Source organism: Nonomuraea jabiensis (assembly GCF_014204795.1).
GTDB classification, from domain to species: Bacteria; Actinomycetota; Actinomycetes; order Streptosporangiales; family Streptosporangiaceae; genus Nonomuraea; species Nonomuraea jabiensis.
In genome coordinates this window covers 5,655,847-5,672,371 of sequence record NZ_JACHMB010000001.1, presented here as the reverse complement: position 1 = coordinate 5,672,371, position 16,525 = coordinate 5,655,847, and the positions used below count along the sequence as shown (strand labels likewise).

Here is a 16,525-nt window from a genome sequence, read left to right as displayed (position 1 = left end):
AAACACGCGACATCGAGGAGTTCTCGGGAACCTCGCTGGAGCCCGGCACGCTCTACGGGGCGCTGATGCGGCTGGAGGAGCGCGGCTGGATCGAGCCGGTCGAGTCGGCCGAGCGGCGCAAGCCGTACCGGCTCACCGAGAGCGGACGCTCGGCGCTGGGCGAGCAGCTCGCCACCCTGCGCCGCATCGAGCAGGCAGGTGCCAGGCGCACGGGAGCGGCTTGGGGGCTCGCATGATGCGCGCGGTGGCGATGGCGATGCTCACGCTCTACCCGAGGGCGTGGCGGGAGCGCTACGGCGAGGAGGTCGCCGACCTGGTCGCCTCGCGCCCGGCAGGCGTGCGCACGGTGCTCGACCTGGTCTCGGGCGCGGCGGACGCGTGGCTGCACCACCGGCGTGGCCCGGCGGCCGGGACCTTGACGGTTCCGTTCGCGGCGGTCCTGGCCTGCATGGGGGCGGCGCTCCTCCTCCTGTGGAACCCTGGCCTGCGCGACACGGCCGACCTGGTCAGCATGCGTGGCGCATGGGCCGGGGCGGCGGGCGCGGGCTCGATCGCCACCCAGTTGCACGACCTGGCGCGGCTGCTCCACGCCGGGGCGGGCGCCATGGCCGTGCTCTCGGTGACGCCGCTGCTCTCCGCCTGCTTCGCGGCCCGGCGGCGTTCCGCACAGGATCCGATCAACCGGATGACGGCGCGGACAGTGATCGTGACGGCCGTGGCGCTCGTCATCCCCGTCGGGCTGGTCGGCCTCGGCTTCGTCAGCACGGCGTACCTGGACGTGGGCTATCCCACCGGACCGCTGGGCGAGGCGATGGTCGGTGGTTTCCTGGTCCCGCCCATCATGGCGCTGGTGCTGGCGCTGCCCATGACGGCGGCGGACTCGCCGGCGTTCGGCGCCGAGGTGCGCCGCACGGGCCAGGTCCTCGCGACGGCGGCCATCTGCAACACGCTCGCCTGGGTGCCTGTCGCGATTCTGCTGGTGATGGGCCGGGAGAACGTGTGGTGGTCGTTCGTGGGGACAGTGACGACGAGCGCGCTGGTGAGTGTGTGGATGGCCGCACTGGTGGCGAGGAGCGCGATCAGGCGTGGCAGGACCGTGATGGGCCGGCTCAGCCCCGCGTGAACAGCGGCACCAGCACCTCGTCCACGATCGCGACGACGAGCTCGTCGGGGATGGGCGAGCCCTCGAAGAGGAAGTGGTGGCGCAGCAGGGCGTGACCGGCGTCGAGGCGGCGCGGGGTGACGGCCTCGGGGGCGACCTCACCGCGCTCGACCGCCCGGCCGACGACCTCCGCCATCAGCCTCCTGCTGGTGCTCTGGGAGTCCTTGCGCAGGGCGCGCAGCGGGGAGCCGCTGCTCAGCGCCTCGCCGAGCAGCCCTCGCATGGCCTCGCCCGCCGGGCCCGACAGCGCCTTCGACGTCATCCTGAGCATGGCCACCAGGTCGTCGCGCAGGTTGCCGGTGTCTGGCGCCGACCCGGGGGTGGGCAGCGAGTTGTAGACCGCGTCCATCACCAGCTCGATGCGGGTGGGCCAGCGCCGGTAGAGCGACGCCTTGCTGGCCTTGGCCCGCTCGGCGACGCGCTCCATGGTCAGCCCGGCGTAGCCGGCCTCGGCCAGCTCGTCGAGCGTCGCCTGGAAGATCGCGGCGTTCAGCGCCTCGCCCCGGCGTCGCGGCAGCTTGCGGTGGTCGGTCACCATGGCATTTTAGAGAGCGCGGGTGACGCGACCGGTGTCGCCGTTCACGGTCACCGGCTGGCCGTCCACCAGCACGGAGGTGGCCCTGCCGGTGCCCATGACGGCCGGGATGCCGTACTCCCTGGCCACGATCGCGGCGTGCGAGGCCGCGCCGCCGGCGTCCACGACCACGGCCGACGCCAGCTGGAACAGGGGCGTCCACGACGGGTTCGTGTACGGGCAGACGAGCACGTCGCCGCTCTCCAGCCTGGCGAACTCGCTCGGCTCCCTGATCACCTTCACCGGCCCGGTCGTCACGCCGCCGCTGGCCGGCGCGCCGGTGACCAGCGCGTCCCCCGTCTCGCGGACGGGGAAGACGGCCGCGGGGTCGATCAGCCGCACGCCCGACAGCTCCTCCCGCTTGGCCGCCCGCGCCCTGACCGTCTCGCGCAGCCGTTCCCGGTCCGCGCCGGCCATCGCGGTCACGTCGCGGATGGCCTCCAGCTCCGGCAGCCGCAGGTGGAAGACGTCCTCCGGCCGGTCGAGCAGGCCCTGCCCGCGCAGGCGGCGGCCGATCTCCAGGAGGGACCTGCGCAGGATGGGCTGCGGCATCATGAAGGAGAAGTGGCTGTCCTCGCGAAAGGCGACGCCCGCGCGCGCGGCCTCCACCCACCGCCGCATCCGGGCGCGACCTGCGGCCTTCAGCCACGGGTGGCGGAGCAGCCGGCCGAGGGCGTCGTCGCCGTCCTTCCGCGCGGGCGGCCCGGCGGCCAGCACCTTGATCAGGTCGATGACGGTCCCGGGGGCGTCGGACCAGGTGGGCGTGGTGACGAGGATCGGGCTCGAGGTCTCGCGGTGGCCGTACTCGGCCAGGAACGCCCGCAGCCCCTCCTCGAACTCGGCCGGCCTCGGGCCCCCGTCGAGCGCGCCCGTCCGCCTGGCCAGCTCGGCCAGCCGTTCCAGCGCCTGGTTGGCGTCGGTGGTGCGGGTACGCGCCCCGTGCAGCAGGTCGCCGAAGAGCCGGCCGCGCCCGAGCAGCTTGACCGCCACCAGCAGCCGCAGCAGCGCGAGGCCGGTGCCGGGCAGGTAGTCCGTGCGCAGGCCGGTCACCGGACCCACGAGGTCCAGGGCCTGCCTGGGCACGCGGACGAGCTCCGCCCACGGCAGCTCCGCCAGGTCGCGGGCGGCCAGCTCCCTGACCCCGGCGAGGTAGGCGCGGAAGCGCGGGTCCTCGGTCCAGCGGGCGGGGTCGAACCTCCTGGCCCTGGCCAGCAGACTGAACGGGACGGCCGGCAGCTTCAGGGTGGGGCGCGGCTTCTGCGGAACGAGCTGGTAGACGACGCCGTCCTCCTCCCGGAGGAACCCGTCGAACACGCCGGCCATGCCGAAGCTGGCCGCCACCCTGGCCATCAGCCCGACGGGCCCGTACGGGATCCAGGTCGTCATGTCGATCGGATAGGGCCGTTCCGGGAGGTACTCCATCAGAACGGTGGCGATGCGGCGCTGGACCCGGTTGAGCCTCCCGACCGGGGGCGGCGGGAGCGCGGTCATGGGCCGGGCCTGCAGCAGGTGGACGCGACCGCCCGCGTACGCCCACTCGATGTCCTGGGGCCGCCCGAAGTGCGCGGCGACCTCCTTCCCCAGCCTGACCAGCTCCCCAAGCGCCGCGTCGGGCAGGCGCTCCTGAGCGGCCGAGCCTGTCTCGCGCGTCACTCCCCCGTCCGCCGCGCCCCTGATGACGACCTCGCGGCGCCCCGGCGTGAAGGCCGTGCCGGCGTCGGAGATCACGTAGTGGTCGGGCGTGACCAGGCCGGACACGACTGCCTCGCCGAGCCCGCTGCTGGCGTCGACGACGAGCTGCGCGCGGTCGCCGGTGACCGGGTTCGCGGTGAACATGACGCCCGCCAGGTCCGCCTCGACCATGTTCTGCACCACGACCGCGATCCGCACCTCGGAGTCGTCGATGCCGAGCCGGGCGCGGTAGGCGACGGCGCGGTCGGTCCAGAGCGAGCCCCAGCAGCGGCGTACGGCGTCGAGCACCGCCTGCTCTCCCACGACGTTCAGATACGTGTCCTGCTGGCCGGCGAACGCGGCCCCCGGCAGGTCCTCGGCGGTGGCGCTGGAGCGCACGGCCACGGGCCCGCCGCCGAGGGCGGCGTACGCGCCCGCGACGGCCTCCCGCAGCTCGTCGGGCAGCTCGACCTGCTCGAAGTACGCCCGCGTGCCGTGCCCCTGGGCGATCACGTCGTAGGCGTGGGTGGTGACGACGAAGCCGCCGGGGACGGGGAAGCCGTTCCTGACGAGCTCGCCCAGGTTGGCGCCCTTGCCTCCGGCCATGGCCAGGTCGCCCCGGCCGAAGGAGTGCAGCGGTGCGACGAGTTTCACGATCTCTCCTCGGCGTAGGCGGTGGTGCGAAGCGGACGCGCCGGCAGCGCCAGCGCGAGGAAGAACGCCACGGCCAGCAGCGGCGCCATGGCCGCGAAAACCGGCGGCACGGCCGCGGCGAAGGCGTCCCGCATGCTGTCGGGGACGTCGGACGGGTTCGTGGCGGAGATCCCCGACCTCAGCGTGATCAGCGCGCCCACCAGCGCCACCCCGGCGGACGCGCCGATCTGGCGCAGGAAAGTCACCGACGAGGTGGCGGTGCCCAGGTCGGCGTACTCCACGGCGTTCTGGGCGGCCAGCACCATGGTCTGCATGACGAGCCCGACCCCCAGCCCGGTCACCAGCATCGCGCCGGCCAGCGCCAGCGGGTCGCGGCCCGCCAGGCCGATCAGCCCGAGCCCGGCGGCGGCCACGGCCGTGCCCACGATCGGGTACGGCCGGTACCTCCCGGTCCGCGTGATCAGCCGCCCGGACACGACGGTCGTGGCGAGCACACCCGCCATCAGCGCCGTCACCAGCAGCCCCGCCCCCGTCGCGCTGGAGCGCAGCGCGATCTGCAGGTAGGCCGGCATGTACGTGATCGTCCCGAACAACGCGAACCCGATGAGCAGGCTGATCGACACCGGCACCGCGAACGCCCGGTCGCGGAACAGTCGCAGCGGCAGGATCGGGTCCTTGGCGAACCGGGCGCTGACCAGCCACGCCAGCGCCCCGGCGGCCGCCACGCCGAGGTAGACGGGGTTCCTGGTCTGCCCCAGCAGGACCACCCCGACCACGGCGACGGCCAGCGTGACGGCCCCGGCGACGTCGAGCGGCGCCCGGCCCGCCTGCCCGCGCGGTCTCGGCAGCCGCAGGGTGACGCTCAGCACGACGAGCGCCAGCACCCCGAGCGGCGGGTAGATCGCGAAGATCCACCGCCAGCTCAGCCGGTCGACGAAGAACCCTCCGATCAGCGGCCCGCCCACGGCGGCTACCACGTACATGGCCCCGATGAGCCCGAGGTAGCGGCCCCGCTCGCGCGGGCTCACCACCTCGCCGATGATCGCCTGCGCCCCGATCATCAGCCCGCCGCCCCCCAGGCCCTGCACGGCGCGGAAGGCGATGAACTGGGGCATCGACGTGGCCATCGCGCACAGCACGGCCCCGGTCACGAACACGACGATGGCGGCCTGCATGGTGGGCTTGCGGCCGTACCGGTCGCCAAGCTTGCCGTAGACGGGCATGACCACGGTGGCGGCGGCGAGGTAGGCGCTGACGACAGCGGGCATCTGGCCCAGCCCGCCCAGGCTGCCCGCCACGGCCGGCAGCGCGGGCGCCATGATCGTCTGATCGAGCGCGCCCAGCAGCATCGCCAGCATCAGGCCGGACAGCACGGCGCGCATGGGGCCTCCTTAGAGAACGAGTCGTTCTCTAAGGAGCATAGAATTCAACTCGAAGAAACGCAACGTTCACTAATGCCGAGGGCGAGGCTGCCGGGCAACAGCCCTCACCCAACCCCCTGACTCCGTACGCTTGCCTTGCCGCCTGCGATCGAGGAGTTGCCGATGACAGCCTTGCCGGAAGACAGCTGGCTCCACAGCATCCGCCCTCAACCCAGCCGGGTCACTGCCGAGGAGTACGAGGAGCTCCCGGAGGAGATCGCAGACGGTTACGTGGTCTACTGCGAGGCTCCCACTCCCGATCATCAGAGCGCAGGCAGGCGGCTGGCCAACCCCCTGGAGCGCTACGCCAGGGACGCGATGAGCCGTGGACATGAGTGCCTCACCGTCAACAACGACGTCGACCTCCGGCTGCGAGACGTACCGCTACTCAACCGCCGCCCCGACGTCGTGCTGTATCGGGAGCGGGGAGAGAAACTCCGCGCGCGGCGTGTCCACCATCGAGCGCTACCGGCTCGACCTCGCCTCGATGCTCTACAAACACGTGGGAACGCTCATGAAAGAGGCCGACCCCGCCCCTGCGATCACCAACCCGCTGCTGCTCACCATCGGCTGGGCTGAGCTGCGGTTCTGAGCCCCGATCCCGCCTCCCGAGCGCGCATCAACTACAAGGAGTTTCTACGGATCCGCTCCGAAACCCTGCACCACCGCACGTTGAAACTCGCCGGACTCGCCGCCCCGCCCGATCCGCCGAGCCGCCCAGGGGTATGGAGACGGCCCCCAATGAGGGTGTGATGGGCTCGCCCATCGGGGGCCATGCCCGGCCTGAGGCTGGGGGGAGATCCCAGGCCGGACGTTTCTCGGCGGCTCTCGCCTCTCCCTCTCCATGAGAAGACGGAGCCCTTGGCCCTGACTGGTTGCGTTCAGCCAGAGCCGCGTTCGCCGACCGATCCGGAGACCGTTTCGGGAGCGGGCGGATCAGGGGAAGGAATGACGGCCTGGATGGCGCACCAGACGGTACGACCAAGCCCGCGGCCATGCTCTCGCATTCCCCAGCCCTGGGAGTCTCACGGATGATCAGCAGCCCCCGTCCGTCCACCGCCTCCGGTTCCTGCCGGATGTGCGGCGCGGAGAACATCGAACCCGGGTCAAGCACCTCCACGTAGACCATGCCCTCCGCCGCGGTGACGGTGAGGCCGATGAGGTCGTACGGCCTGGCGTCTGAATGCCGGAGTGCGTTGGTCACGAGTTCGGATGCCGCCAGCACGACGTCGTCGACAGAAGGGTGGTCGTCTCCGAGCCATTTGCGCACTTCGGAGCGGGCGTGCGAGACGGACTCACGGATGCCCACCAGACGAATCGAACCGATGACCCTCGGCTCCGCGCTGGCTGTTTTCATGGCTTCACCAAACCTCGAAGAGACAGCCTCGTTTGCCTTCCCACCATCCCAAGCTTCGACTACGTTAAGTAGTCAATTGACTTCAATCAGCCATCAGCTGTTTCGGTGAAAGCTTCGTTGAAACGGTGGCGATCCCCCGGGAGGTCAGGTGCCAAAGGAAAGCGAACTATGCCCCGCTGATTCTCCGACCGCGCCCTTCGGCTTCGAACTGCGACGACACCGCAAAGCCCGAGGCTGGTCCCAGCTCCGCCTGTCGAAGGAGGTGTCCTACTCCGTCGGCACGATCAGCATGATCGAGACGGCCCGGCGGTCACCGACGGAGGAGTTCGCCCGCCACTGCGACGAGGCGCTGGAGGCAGAGGGGGCACTGATGCGGCTCTGGCCAATGGTCAGCCACGCATCGGCCCCGCCGTGGTTCCGCCCCTGGCTCGACGTGGAGGCCACGGCGGAAGCGATCCGAACCTGGGAGCCGCTCGTCGTGCCTGGCCTGCTCCAGATCGAAGATTACGCCAGAGCGGTGCTGAGCGGCGATGTGGGCGCGGAACCTGAACAGGTAGAGGAGCATGTGATCGCTCGGATGGAACGCCAGAGCATCCTCAGGCGCCCCAAACCACCTTTGCTCTGGGTCGTGATCGATGAAGGGTTTCTGCATCGACCGATCGGCAGCCCCACGGTCATGTCGGCGCAGGGTCCTTCCTCACAATGCCTACTCCACAACCGGTCTTGCCGGCGGATTCGCCATCGCACAAGCTCACGGGGTCTTTGACACGGCATATGTGGAGTCTGCCGGGGTTATGAGCCGAGTAACAGAGCGACCAGAGGACGTAAGAGTCCTAACATACAGATACGAGGCGATTCGCTCCGACGCACTGCCCCAACGCGAATCCCTAGAACTGATCAAGGAGACGCTGCAGCGATGGACGAGCTGACCCAAGAACTCAACGCAGCAACGTGGCGAAAATCCACCCGCTCGGGCCCCGATGGCGGCAACTGCGTCGAAGTTGCCGAGCTGTCCGGCGGACGCCGAGGCGTCCGTGACAGCAAGAGCCCCACCGGCCCAGCGCTGGTCTTCACCTCAGGAGAATGGGACGCTTTTATCAACGGCGTAAGAAACGGTGAGTTCGACTAGGCACCACGAGCCCCTCTCCTCCGAGGAAGATCCTCGGCCTCACGCAGACCTTCCTCGGAGTCCCTCTCCGAACAGCCCTCCGATCAACAGCCGGCCGCCCTCGTATTGCTTCTCAAAGCTCCCCGTTGGATGCCTTGTTCAGCAACGGGGTCTTCAGCGCGACGCACGCTCATCCGCCATAACCGCTTTCATGAGTCCGCCCATGACCTGGCCAAGACGAGCAGGACACGATCTTTGCCTCTCCCGATGGCCTCGACCCCCTTGTGGACAGCGAACCTCTTGGGTGTCTGATCGAACGGCGTGAGGACGAGGTCGGTGGCGAGCTGCACGTCAAGGCCCTTCGCCTGGCGGTAGCAGGCCCACAGCTCATCCGGTGAAGGATAGGCGTCGATCTCCGTGATGAGACCCGGGTTGAGGTCGATCTCCCGGATCTTCAGCCCGTTCGTCGCATAGGCGAAGGACACCTCCAGCTTTCTGGCGTATCGCTTGGCTGCTCGACGCCGTCTTCGGCCGCTGAAAGAGGTCCACTTAACCTCAACCACCGCAATGGGCGGGCCCGGGCGATATTCGAGCACGTAGTCCGCGCAGTTGTGCTTCCTGCCTCGGCTTGCCGTCGGCGGCCAGGATGTTTCCGTCCGTCGTCGACCAGGTGGTCACGGTTCCATCCGAACTGTTTCAGTTGATGCTCAACGAGCGCCCGCCGGATTTCATTTTCGTCAGGGGAAGAGAAACCCCTTGGCCACGGCCAATTATTACCCGACAAGACCGTCGGAAGATCACATCTCTACCAGACCGTAACGTTGACTCCGCGCATCTCTCCCTCTTTGCGATGAGCCGAGGGCACGCTATGGCCGGACAGAACGACCCATTATCGAACAAAACTCGAACGCGCCAAGCCTTTCACTGCATTTAAGCTTGTTCTGTTGACGTGTTGTTGATTACGGTGTGAGCGCTGGGGAGACGCCGCCTCCTGGTCTGTTCTGGTGCAGCGAGCCGTACGAGGGGATCATCTTGGCCGACCTCGATCGCCAGGCGATGCGGGCCGTGGCGGAGCGGATCCAGCGGCTGTCGGACGAGCACTGGTGGGCGCTCGATCTCTCCTGCCGCCTGATGGAGAACGACGCGTGGGTGGGCCCGACGGGCACCCGGTTCGGCACCCAGGTCCACGCCGACCAGCAGGAGCTGCGGGGCATGCTCACGCAGGCCGTCCACAGCGCCAACACCAAGCTGGCATCGCTTCAGGACACGCCATGACCGAGTTCACCGGGGTCAAACAGCCCGAATTCGACACGATGGCGAGCAAGCACACCGAGGCGGCCAGGCGGCTGGAGGAGCTGGCGCAGGCGCTGCACAGCGAGTTGCAGAGCGCCGGGCTCGACACCTCCCCGGCGGCGCGGCTGCGGCAGTTGGCCGGACGGGTCACCACCCAGGCCGAGGACCTGCGGCGGCGGCAGAGACTGGTCCACGAGCTGCAGCGGCAGAAGGTCACCTTCGGCAGAAGCACGCCCGCCGGAAGCTTCCTGGAGATGCCTGACGACCTGGACGCCGCCAAAGGGCTGCTGGACGGGACATTGGCAGGTCGTGCCGCCTTGAAGGCCGCGTACGGAGACGCCAAAGCGCTGGCAGAGCTGGAGAAGTACGCGTCGCGGAGCGGGGACGCGGAGTTCGTCAAGGCGTTCCTCGGCGCACTCGGCGCCCAGGGTGTGACACGACTGCCCGGCTCGCTCGCCATGCAGTTGCGCGACGCCCAGGTCCACGGAGACCGTGATCGCATGGCTCGGATTTCCAGCGAAGGCAAGAAGGCCCTGCGCATGCTGAGCACGGCTCTGGCCAGAGGAACCGATCCGAAGAATCCCGCGTACATGGGCGATGACCTCCTCAAGGAGCTGGTGACGGAGGGCCGGGCCGAGCACAAGGCGGGCGACACGAAGTACTCGGGCTACCAGGCTCAGGCGCTCATCTGGCGTGCCCACGACGGGAAGCCGCCGTTCTCGAAGGAGTTCATGGAGGTCGTCGGGCGCGACGTGATCGTCTACGAGAACGAACAGCGCAAGGACGAATGGGCGGCGGGCAAGGACGCGCTGGGCCGTCCCTTCGGGGGAATTCAACTCCCCATACTCGACCTGGCCGGCACGCTCGGTTTCGGCACCATGCTCAGGCCGGACTCGCAGGCGAGCAGCCCGGACATGAAGAACCAGGCATCGGTGGTGGAGGATTTGTTCCATGCGGCGAAGTCCAGCCGCGAAGCCTCTCACGCACTCCTGAACCACACCCCGGCGGGATGGAAGGAGTCCGTGCTGGACTATCTGCTGACGACCCGGTGGGACGCTTCCCGCTTTCTGGGCGACTACAAGCCGATCAGCGACATGCTGGTGACCGCGACGACCGGCCAGGACGCGACCTCCAAGAAACTGGCCGCCGAGATGACCAAGATCCTCGCCGACGAGATGCGCGGCGCCTTCAGCAAAGCCGACAGCGGCAACCTGGAGATCAAGAACAGGGAAACCTTCGATCGGTACGCGGCCCTGAGCTATCCCCTGAGCCGCGCGATCGCCGCCAACATCGACCAGCTCTCCCGGCTTCTCCTGAACCACGCGACGTTCGGCCAGGTCTCAGCCAAGGACATGTCCTACGCGCTGGCACTGGCCACCTCCAACGACGCCGGGTTCGAGGCGCTGGTGCGAGCGCAGACCGAACACATGCGGGCAGCCCTCGGAACCCTGCCTCCGGTCGGTCTCAACGCCTCCAACGCCGAGCGGCTCGGCTTCACAAAGGACGACGTCAAAGAGTTCGACTTCGACGGGGACGGGCGAGTCGACAAGGCCGACATCATGCAGTTCCTGACGGATCGGACTGTGGAAGAGGCACGTCCCTTCTCCCACATCGTGGAGATCCGCCGCCAGGTGCTGATCGCCCAGGGACTGGACGACAAGAAAGCGGACGAAGCGCTGAAGACCATGGTCGGCGACGCGATAGGACTACTGCCGGTGCCGGGAGCCAAGCAGGTGGGCCAGCTGGCCATCGGGGCATTTGGCGATCTGGTCGGCAAGGGATACGACAAGCTCGCCGGAACGGCATATGACGCAGTCGCGGAACATATCGCCCAGCAGATGTCCCAACGCGGGCGAGGCTTGGACGAGACACACCGGACGCTGGGAGACAACAGGCTGGCGGTGGAGAGACTGGCGGAGCAGATGCTCGCCAGTTCCCTGTTGAACAAGGGTTTGCTCGATGAGTTCTCCCGGAGAGGGGAGATATTCATGACCGGAACACCACCGACGATCAAGCCCTTCGCTGAGATGAGCCCGCAGGAATACAGCGAGTTCCTTCGTTGGGTCCGAGACAAAGGCGGAAGCAGTGGCCTGCTCGATCGTTTCGGTGGTACATTCCGCAGGACCAGTGAGGTGGACGATTATCTCGGCCTGCAGATTCCGTCATCCACTGGAGATAGAAGATGAGGAATTCTCGTCTGCCTGTCGCCCTGATCGCTCTTGTTCTATCCATGGCAGCATGCACCTCGGGGACCGACATCGTTTCCACACCGACTCGGGCACCTCAGCTGATCCAGGATGTGCCGCCGTATATCTGCAAGTTCATCCCTGAAGAAGCGTTTCGCCTGGTGAGCGGGGTAACCCGGCCTCTCGCGGAAAGGACCGCCGGTAGCACGGAAAGCGGCGAATGCTGGGCTCCTGACACAGCACCTTGGCCTCTTCAAGTGAACTGGCTGCAAGCGGACGGCGAGACCGGTCAGGAGCATCTACGCTTCCTCATGACCGACAGACGCAGCGTTTACACACGGCACAGCGGAGTCGAACTTCCTACAGAACTTGGTGAAGGCATGGCCGCCTACGTGACGAATAGCCCGTTGGCCGACCAGCCATACCGGGTGAGCGCGAAGTTCGGCTGCGGCGACGAAGACCGCATGATCGACATCTACCTGGCCCAAGTCGCCAAAGGCAGGGATGCGTTCAAGGATATGACCGAGCTCATGCGCATCGCCCAAAAACGCTACGGCAAGCTGTACAACTGCACTCCTGGCACATAGCAATTCAGCGCGCAACCACCTCGACCGCGCCTCCCGCTGTTCGTGGGGGCGCGGTCGAGTGATGGGTACGAGGCCTTGTGGGCGCGTACCGGATAAACCGGGCCCGGCAGGTCGGTGCCAGGGCCGGTTACAGCGAATCAGAGGTCAGTGCGAGGCGCGGTTGACCGCGGAGATGATGGCCTTGAGCGAGGCCGTCGTGGTGTTGGCGTCGACGCCGACGCCCCACAGCACCTGGCCGTCGACCTCGCACTCCAGGTAGGAGGCGGCCTTGGCGTCGGAGCCGGCGCTCATCGCGTGCTCCACGTAGTCGAGCACGCGCACCTGGATGCCGACCCCCGCCAGGGCGTCGATGAAGGCCGAGATCGGGCCGTTGCCGGCGCCCGAGATCTCGCGGATCTCCCCGTCGATGCGGACGTCGGCGCCGATGCGGTCCTTGTCGTCCACCGTGGACTCGTGGCGGTGGGCCATCAGGCTGAGGCGGCCCCAGCGGTTGGCCGGGTTGGGCAGGTATTCGTCGCGGAAGATCTCGTACATCGCGGCGGGGCTGATCTCGCCGCCCTCGCTGTCGGTGCGGGCCTGCACCACCTTGGAGAACTCGATCTGCAGCCGGCGCGGCAGGTCGAGCTGGTGGTCGGCCTTCATGATGTACGCGACGCCACCCTTGCCCGACTGGCTGTTGACGCGGATGACGGCCTCGTAGGTGCGGCCGATGTCCTTCGGGTCGATCGGCAGGTACGGCACCGCCCAGGTGAACTGGTCGACCGGCACGCCCGCCGCGGCCGCGTCGCGCTCCAGGTGCTCGAAGCCCTTCTTGATGGCGTCCTGGTGGGAGCCGGAGAAGGCGGTGTAGACCAGCTCGCCGCCCCACGGGTGGCGCGGGTGCACGGGCAGCTGGTTGCAGTATTCGGTGACGCGGCGGATCTCGTCGATGTCACTGAAGTCGATCTCGGGGTCGACGCCCTGGGAGAACAGGTTCATGCCCAGGGTGACCAGGCAGACGTTGCCGGTGCGCTCGCCGTTGCCGAACAGGCAGCCCTCGATGCGGTCGGCGCCCGCCATGTAGCCCAGCTCGGCGGCGGCCACGGCGCTGCCGCGGTCGTTGTGCGGGTGCAGCGACAGGACGATCGAGTCGCGGTGCTTGAGGTTGCGGTGCATCCACTCGATCTGGTCGGCGTAGATGTTGGGGGTGGCCATCTCGACCGTGGCCGGCAGGTTGACGATGACCTTGCGGTCGGGGGTGGGCTGCCACACGTCGTTGACCGCGTCGCACACCTCGACGGCGTATTCGAGCTCGGTGCCGGTGAACGACTCGGGAGAGTACTGGAAGTAGACGTCGACGTCGGTCGCGTCGGCGAGCTTCTTGACCAGCTTGGCGCCCTCGACGGCGATGGCGGTGATGCCCTCCTTGTCCAGGCCGAACACGACGCGGCGCTGGAGGGTGGAGGTCGAGTTGTACAGGTGGACGATGGCCTGCTTGGCGCCCTCGATGGCCTCGAAGGTGCGCTCGATCAGCTCCGGCCTGGCCTGGGTCAGCACCTGGATGACCACGTCGTCGGGGACGCGGCCCTCTTCGATGATCTGGCGGACGAAGTCGAAGTCGGTCTGCGAGGCGGCCGGGAAGCCGACCTCGATCTCCTTGTAGCCCATGCGTACCAGCAGCTCGAACATCTGGAGCTTGCGGTGGGAGTCCATCGGGTCGATCAGGGCCTGGTTGCCGTCCCGCAGGTCCACCGCGCACCAGCGGGGCGCCTTGGTGATGACCTTGTCGGGCCAGGTGCGGTCGGTCAGGCGGATGGGTTCGAACGCCTGATAGCGATGGATGGGCATCGGGCTGGGCTGCTGAGCGGTCATGTCTGCTGGCTCCTCGTCGGTCTGATGAAAACGGCCGACGCGCATGACTGGCTCCGCGGCGAGGGAGCCGGCCTCAGTGGCCCCCGCCGCGGCAGCTAAGAAGCAGCCCACGCAGCATGCCATGCACGTTACCAGACGTCTCGGGATGCGTTGCCCTGGATCTCGGATCCTGAGAAGATGGCGGGTCGCCGTCAGTCCGGGATCAGGACGCTGAGGCAGGTCACGCATCCTTCCAGCCGCTCGAACTCCGAAATATCTACCTTCGTCACGATAAATCCGCGTTTTTCGAGCATTGCGGCGGTCTGGGGCGCCGAGGCGGCCATCAGCACGCGGCCCCCGCCCAGCAGCACCACGTGCGCGCCCGACTCCTCCGGCGGCGCGAGCAGCCCCGGCAGGTCCACGTGGCGTGGATCGCCGATGAGCGTCCCGTCGGGCAGGGCGGTCACCGCCGACTTCAGGTGCAGCACGCCGGTCATGTCCACGGGCACGACCTCGCGCTCCGGCAGCAGGCCCGCGAGCTGCGCGATCCCCTCGTCATTGGTGCGGGCCGACCTCCCGACGTACACGGTGGGCCCGACCTGCAGCACGTCGCCGCCGTCGAGCGTGCCGGGCGGCACGATCCTGACCGCCTTGAGCCCCAGCTCCCGCACGGCCGCGGCCACCGACTCCACCTCGGGCCGCCGTTCCGGCGCCCCCGGCCTGGTCAGTACGGCGAGCCGCCCCGACACCACCACCGCGTCCTCCACGAACGGGGCGTCGGGCAGCTCGTCGGCATCTGGCGCGTACGTGACCCGCCACCCAGCGGCGGCCAGCGCGCCCACGTAGGCGTCGTGCTGGTGCCGCGCCCGTTCCGGGTCCACCGGCTCGCGCTGGATGTGGGTGACGATGCCCTCGGCGATCCGGGGGCCGGGTTTCCTGACGAGCGCAAGGCCGGACATGGCCGTGTTCTATCACGCACCACCGCCCATTCCCCCAAGACCCCACTCCCCTCCCCGCCCCTCGCCCCGCCAACCCCCCACCGCTGCACCTCCGCACCCCACCACCGCCCTCCGCCGTTGGACTCCCCACCATCGGACCCCGCCACCGAACCCTCGCCGCCGCCCGGCCTCCTCGTCCCCGGCCCCTTGCTCGCCATCGGACCTCCGCGCCACGGCACCCCACCACCGGGCCGTCGCCGCCGGGCCTCCGCCGCCGGGCCTCACCGAGGGATGCCGCCACCGCACCGCCACCGGCCGCCCGCCACCGCGCCCCACCGACGGATCCCGTCGCCGACGGCGCGCCTTCCCCCTTCCCAAGGGACCTCAGCCGAAGTGCGGTGGGAAACGGGCACCGGGGCGGAAGGCTGGGCGGGACCGGTGACTAGAGTTCAGGCATGCGGGACGACGAAATTCTCACCAGGATCAGTGCTCTGGTCGACGAGGAGCACGAGCTGCGCAACAGGCTGACCCAAGGCGAGGTGACCACGGACGAGGAGCAGGAGCGCATCAAGCAGCTGGAGACGGCGCTCGATCAGTGCTGGGACCTGCTCAGGCAGCGCCGGGCCAGGCGGAGCGCGGGCGAGGACCCCGACAACGCCGCCGCCCGCCCCGCCAACGAGGTCGAGAACTACCGCCAGTAAATTCGCTCGCCCCGGCCATCGCCCGTGCGATTTGCTGGGCACATGTGGATCCAGCCCATCGATCTCGACCGGCCGGGCGACCTGGTCACGGGCCTGCACGAGGCGTACACGGTGGCCTACTCCGACGATCCGGGCCCTCTGATGTCGCTCGCCCACTTCCGCCACGACATCGCCAGGCACTCGCCGGGTAACCGGGCCGAGCTGTGGGCCGTCGTCGAGGGCGGGGAGGTCGTCGGCGGCTACGGACTGTCGCTCTCCCAGCTCGACAACACCCACATGGGCTGGCTCTTCCCCCTCGTCGTGCGCCCCGAGCGGCGCGGCCGGGGGCTGGGCTCGGCGCTGTTCGAGCATGCGCTGGAGAGGTTGCGCCACCACGGCAGGAGCCTGCTCCTCACGGAGACGCCGACCACCGGCGTGGGCGCCCGCTTCGCGCTCGCCCACGGCATGACGGTGGCGGTCGCCGAGGCCCGCCGCGTGCTGGATCTCCACAAGGCCGACTGGGACGCCCTCGGACGCATGCTCCCCACCGTCGAGGGCTACCGTCTCGAACGCTGGATCGGCCAGGCCGACCCCGGCCTGATCCCCGACCTCTCGACCCTGATGAACGGCATGAACGACGCCCCTCGCGACGCCGGCATCGAGGACTTCGACTTCAGCTCCGAGCGCATCCGCGACCGCGAGGAGGGTATCAAGGACCGCGGCTTCACCAGCTATTCGATGATCGCCCGCCGCGACTCCGACGGGGCCCCCGCCGGATACACGCGGATCTACCTCGGCGCCGACCGCTCCGACGGCTGGGGACACCAGGCGGACACCACCGTGCTGGCCGGGCACCGTGGCCACCGCCTCGGGCTGCTGCTCAAGCTCGCCAACCTGTTCTGGCTCCGCGAGCACGAGCCCCACCTGGAGCGGATCATCACCTGGAACGCCACCTCCAACGCCCACATGCTGGCCATCAACGAGGCCATGGGCTTCGAGCTCCTCGACGAATGGAACGAATGGCGGCTGGAGCTGTAGGCCGTTAGGGGACGGGGGACTAACCT

16 protein-coding genes and 1 pseudogene are annotated in these 16,525 nt (G+C 68.7%); 10 read left to right on the top strand and 7 right to left on the bottom strand.

What is annotated here, in order from left to right:
• The first annotated feature begins 11 nt into the window (after positions 1-11).
• Positions 12-236 carry a PadR family transcriptional regulator gene (locus HD596_RS26215; protein WP_185078733.1) on the top strand — a complete coding sequence of 75 codons (225 nt, stop codon included), beginning with the start codon at positions 12-14 and terminating at the stop codon, positions 234-236.
• Positions 233-1,123: a hypothetical protein gene (locus tag HD596_RS26210; RefSeq protein WP_185071957.1), complete on the top strand. Its 891-nt coding sequence runs from the start codon at positions 233-235 to the stop codon at positions 1,121-1,123. Before HD596_RS26215 ends, HD596_RS26210 begins: the two co-directional genes overlap by 4 nt.
• On the opposite strand, the gene HD596_RS26205 is transcribed toward HD596_RS26210, so the two are convergent.
• The 3 genes from HD596_RS26205 to HD596_RS26195 are packed head-to-tail and all read right to left on the bottom strand — an operon-like array spanning position 1,110 to position 5,443.
• On the bottom strand, positions 1,110-1,700 hold the full coding sequence (locus HD596_RS26205; RefSeq protein WP_185071956.1) for a TetR/AcrR family transcriptional regulator: 591 nt from the start codon (positions 1,698-1,700) through the stop codon (positions 1,110-1,112). The genes HD596_RS26210 and HD596_RS26205 overlap by 14 nt on opposite strands.
• A 6-nt stretch (positions 1,701-1,706) precedes the next feature.
• A complete protein-coding gene (locus HD596_RS26200; RefSeq protein ID WP_185078732.1) occupies positions 1,707-4,013 on the bottom strand; it encodes a PEP/pyruvate-binding domain-containing protein in 2,307 nt (768 codons plus the stop codon).
• Between the two features lie 44 nt (positions 4,014-4,057).
• Positions 4,058-5,443 (bottom strand): MDR family MFS transporter, encoded by a 1,386-nt coding sequence (locus HD596_RS26195; protein ID WP_185071955.1) that lies wholly within the window; start codon positions 5,441-5,443, stop codon positions 4,058-4,060.
• A gap of 487 nt (positions 5,444-5,930) precedes the next feature.
• On the opposite strand from HD596_RS26195, the gene HD596_RS62055 reads away from it, so the two are divergent.
• The gene (locus HD596_RS62055) at positions 5,931-6,074 is read left to right on the top strand and encodes a hypothetical protein (RefSeq protein ID WP_246554837.1); all 144 of its coding nucleotides are present in this window, start codon (positions 5,931-5,933) and stop codon (positions 6,072-6,074) included.
• Between the two features lie 27 nt (positions 6,075-6,101).
• On the opposite strand, the gene HD596_RS65720 is transcribed toward HD596_RS62055, so the two are convergent.
• Complete coding sequence (locus HD596_RS65720) at positions 6,102-6,839, bottom strand: ATP-binding protein (protein WP_185071954.1); 738 nt, start codon at positions 6,837-6,839, stop codon at positions 6,102-6,104.
• A 148-nt stretch (positions 6,840-6,987) separates the two neighbouring features.
• Between HD596_RS65720 and HD596_RS26180 the strand changes: the two are divergent.
• Both HD596_RS26180 and HD596_RS26175 read left to right on the top strand, forming a co-directional pair.
• Positions 6,988-7,768 (top strand): annotated as a pseudogene (locus HD596_RS26180) (helix-turn-helix domain-containing protein).
• A complete protein-coding gene (locus HD596_RS26175; protein WP_185071952.1) occupies positions 7,756-7,968 on the top strand; it encodes a DUF397 domain-containing protein in 213 nt (70 codons plus the stop codon). The pseudogene HD596_RS26180 and the gene HD596_RS26175 overlap by 13 nt, the downstream one beginning before the upstream one ends.
• Before the next feature lie 188 nt (positions 7,969-8,156).
• Here HD596_RS26175 and HD596_RS26170 read toward each other — a convergent pair whose 3' ends face one another.
• Positions 8,157-8,543, bottom strand: coding sequence for a hypothetical protein (locus tag HD596_RS26170; RefSeq protein ID WP_185071951.1), 387 nt, complete (start codon positions 8,541-8,543; stop codon positions 8,157-8,159).
• Positions 8,544-8,979: 436 nt separating this feature from the next.
• Between HD596_RS26170 and HD596_RS26165 the strand changes: the two genes are divergently transcribed.
• The 3 genes from HD596_RS26165 to HD596_RS26155 all read left to right on the top strand — a co-directional run bounded on the left by HD596_RS26165 (position 8,980) and on the right by HD596_RS26155 (position 12,013).
• Complete coding sequence (locus HD596_RS26165; RefSeq protein ID WP_185071950.1) at positions 8,980-9,222, top strand: hypothetical protein; 243 nt, start codon at positions 8,980-8,982, stop codon at positions 9,220-9,222.
• Entirely contained in the window at positions 9,219-11,426 is a 2,208-nt protein-coding gene (locus HD596_RS26160) for a hypothetical protein (RefSeq protein ID WP_185071949.1), read from the top strand. The genes HD596_RS26165 and HD596_RS26160 overlap by 4 nt, the downstream gene beginning before the upstream one ends.
• A gap of 257 nt (positions 11,427-11,683) precedes the next feature.
• Positions 11,684-12,013, top strand: coding sequence for a hypothetical protein (locus HD596_RS26155; RefSeq protein ID WP_185071948.1), 330 nt, complete (start codon positions 11,684-11,686; stop codon positions 12,011-12,013).
• A gap of 144 nt (positions 12,014-12,157) precedes the next feature.
• On the opposite strand, the gene leuA is transcribed toward HD596_RS26155, so the two are convergent.
• Positions 12,158-13,864, bottom strand: a complete 1,707-nt coding sequence (leuA, locus tag HD596_RS26150; RefSeq protein ID WP_185071947.1) for a 2-isopropylmalate synthase — start codon at positions 13,862-13,864, stop codon at positions 12,158-12,160.
• Between the two features lie 191 nt (positions 13,865-14,055).
• On the bottom strand, positions 14,056-14,802 hold the full coding sequence (ddaH, locus tag HD596_RS26145) for a dimethylargininase (RefSeq protein WP_185071946.1): 747 nt from the start codon (positions 14,800-14,802) through the stop codon (positions 14,056-14,058).
• Positions 14,803-15,236: 434 nt separating this feature from the next.
• On the opposite strand from ddaH, the gene HD596_RS26140 reads away from it, so the two are divergent.
• Together HD596_RS26140 and HD596_RS26135 are read left to right on the top strand one after the other, a co-directional pair.
• Complete coding sequence (locus HD596_RS26140) at positions 15,237-15,482, top strand: DUF2630 family protein (RefSeq protein ID WP_185071945.1); 246 nt, start codon at positions 15,237-15,239, stop codon at positions 15,480-15,482.
• A 42-nt stretch (positions 15,483-15,524) separates the two neighbouring features.
• A complete protein-coding gene (locus tag HD596_RS26135) occupies positions 15,525-16,499 on the top strand; it encodes a GNAT family N-acetyltransferase (RefSeq protein ID WP_185071944.1) in 975 nt (324 codons plus the stop codon).
• Positions 16,500-16,525: the final 26 nt, after the last annotated feature.

Coding starts and splice junctions, on each gene's coding strand:
- HD596_RS26160 (WP_185071949.1), top strand. CDS start 9,219: ATGACCGAGTTCACCGGGGTCAAACAGCCCGAATTCGACACGATGGCG.
- HD596_RS65720 (WP_185071954.1), bottom strand. CDS start 6,839: ATGAAAACAGCCAGCGCGGAGCCGAGGGTCATCGGTTCGATTCGTCTG.
- HD596_RS26210 (WP_185071957.1), top strand. CDS start 233: ATGATGCGCGCGGTGGCGATGGCGATGCTCACGCTCTACCCGAGGGCG.
- leuA (WP_185071947.1), bottom strand. CDS start 13,864: ATGACCGCTCAGCAGCCCAGCCCGATGCCCATCCATCGCTATCAGGCG.
- HD596_RS26200 (WP_185078732.1), bottom strand. CDS start 4,013: ATGGCCGGAGGCAAGGGCGCCAACCTGGGCGAGCTCGTCAGGAACGGC.
- HD596_RS26175 (WP_185071952.1), top strand. CDS start 7,756: ATGGACGAGCTGACCCAAGAACTCAACGCAGCAACGTGGCGAAAATCC.
- ddaH (WP_185071946.1), bottom strand. CDS start 14,802: ATGTCCGGCCTTGCGCTCGTCAGGAAACCCGGCCCCCGGATCGCCGAG.
- HD596_RS26195 (WP_185071955.1), bottom strand. CDS start 5,443: ATGCGCGCCGTGCTGTCCGGCCTGATGCTGGCGATGCTGCTGGGCGCG.
- HD596_RS26140 (WP_185071945.1), top strand. CDS start 15,237: ATGCGGGACGACGAAATTCTCACCAGGATCAGTGCTCTGGTCGACGAG.
- HD596_RS26205 (WP_185071956.1), bottom strand. CDS start 1,700: ATGGTGACCGACCACCGCAAGCTGCCGCGACGCCGGGGCGAGGCGCTG.
- HD596_RS26135 (WP_185071944.1), top strand. CDS start 15,525: ATGTGGATCCAGCCCATCGATCTCGACCGGCCGGGCGACCTGGTCACG.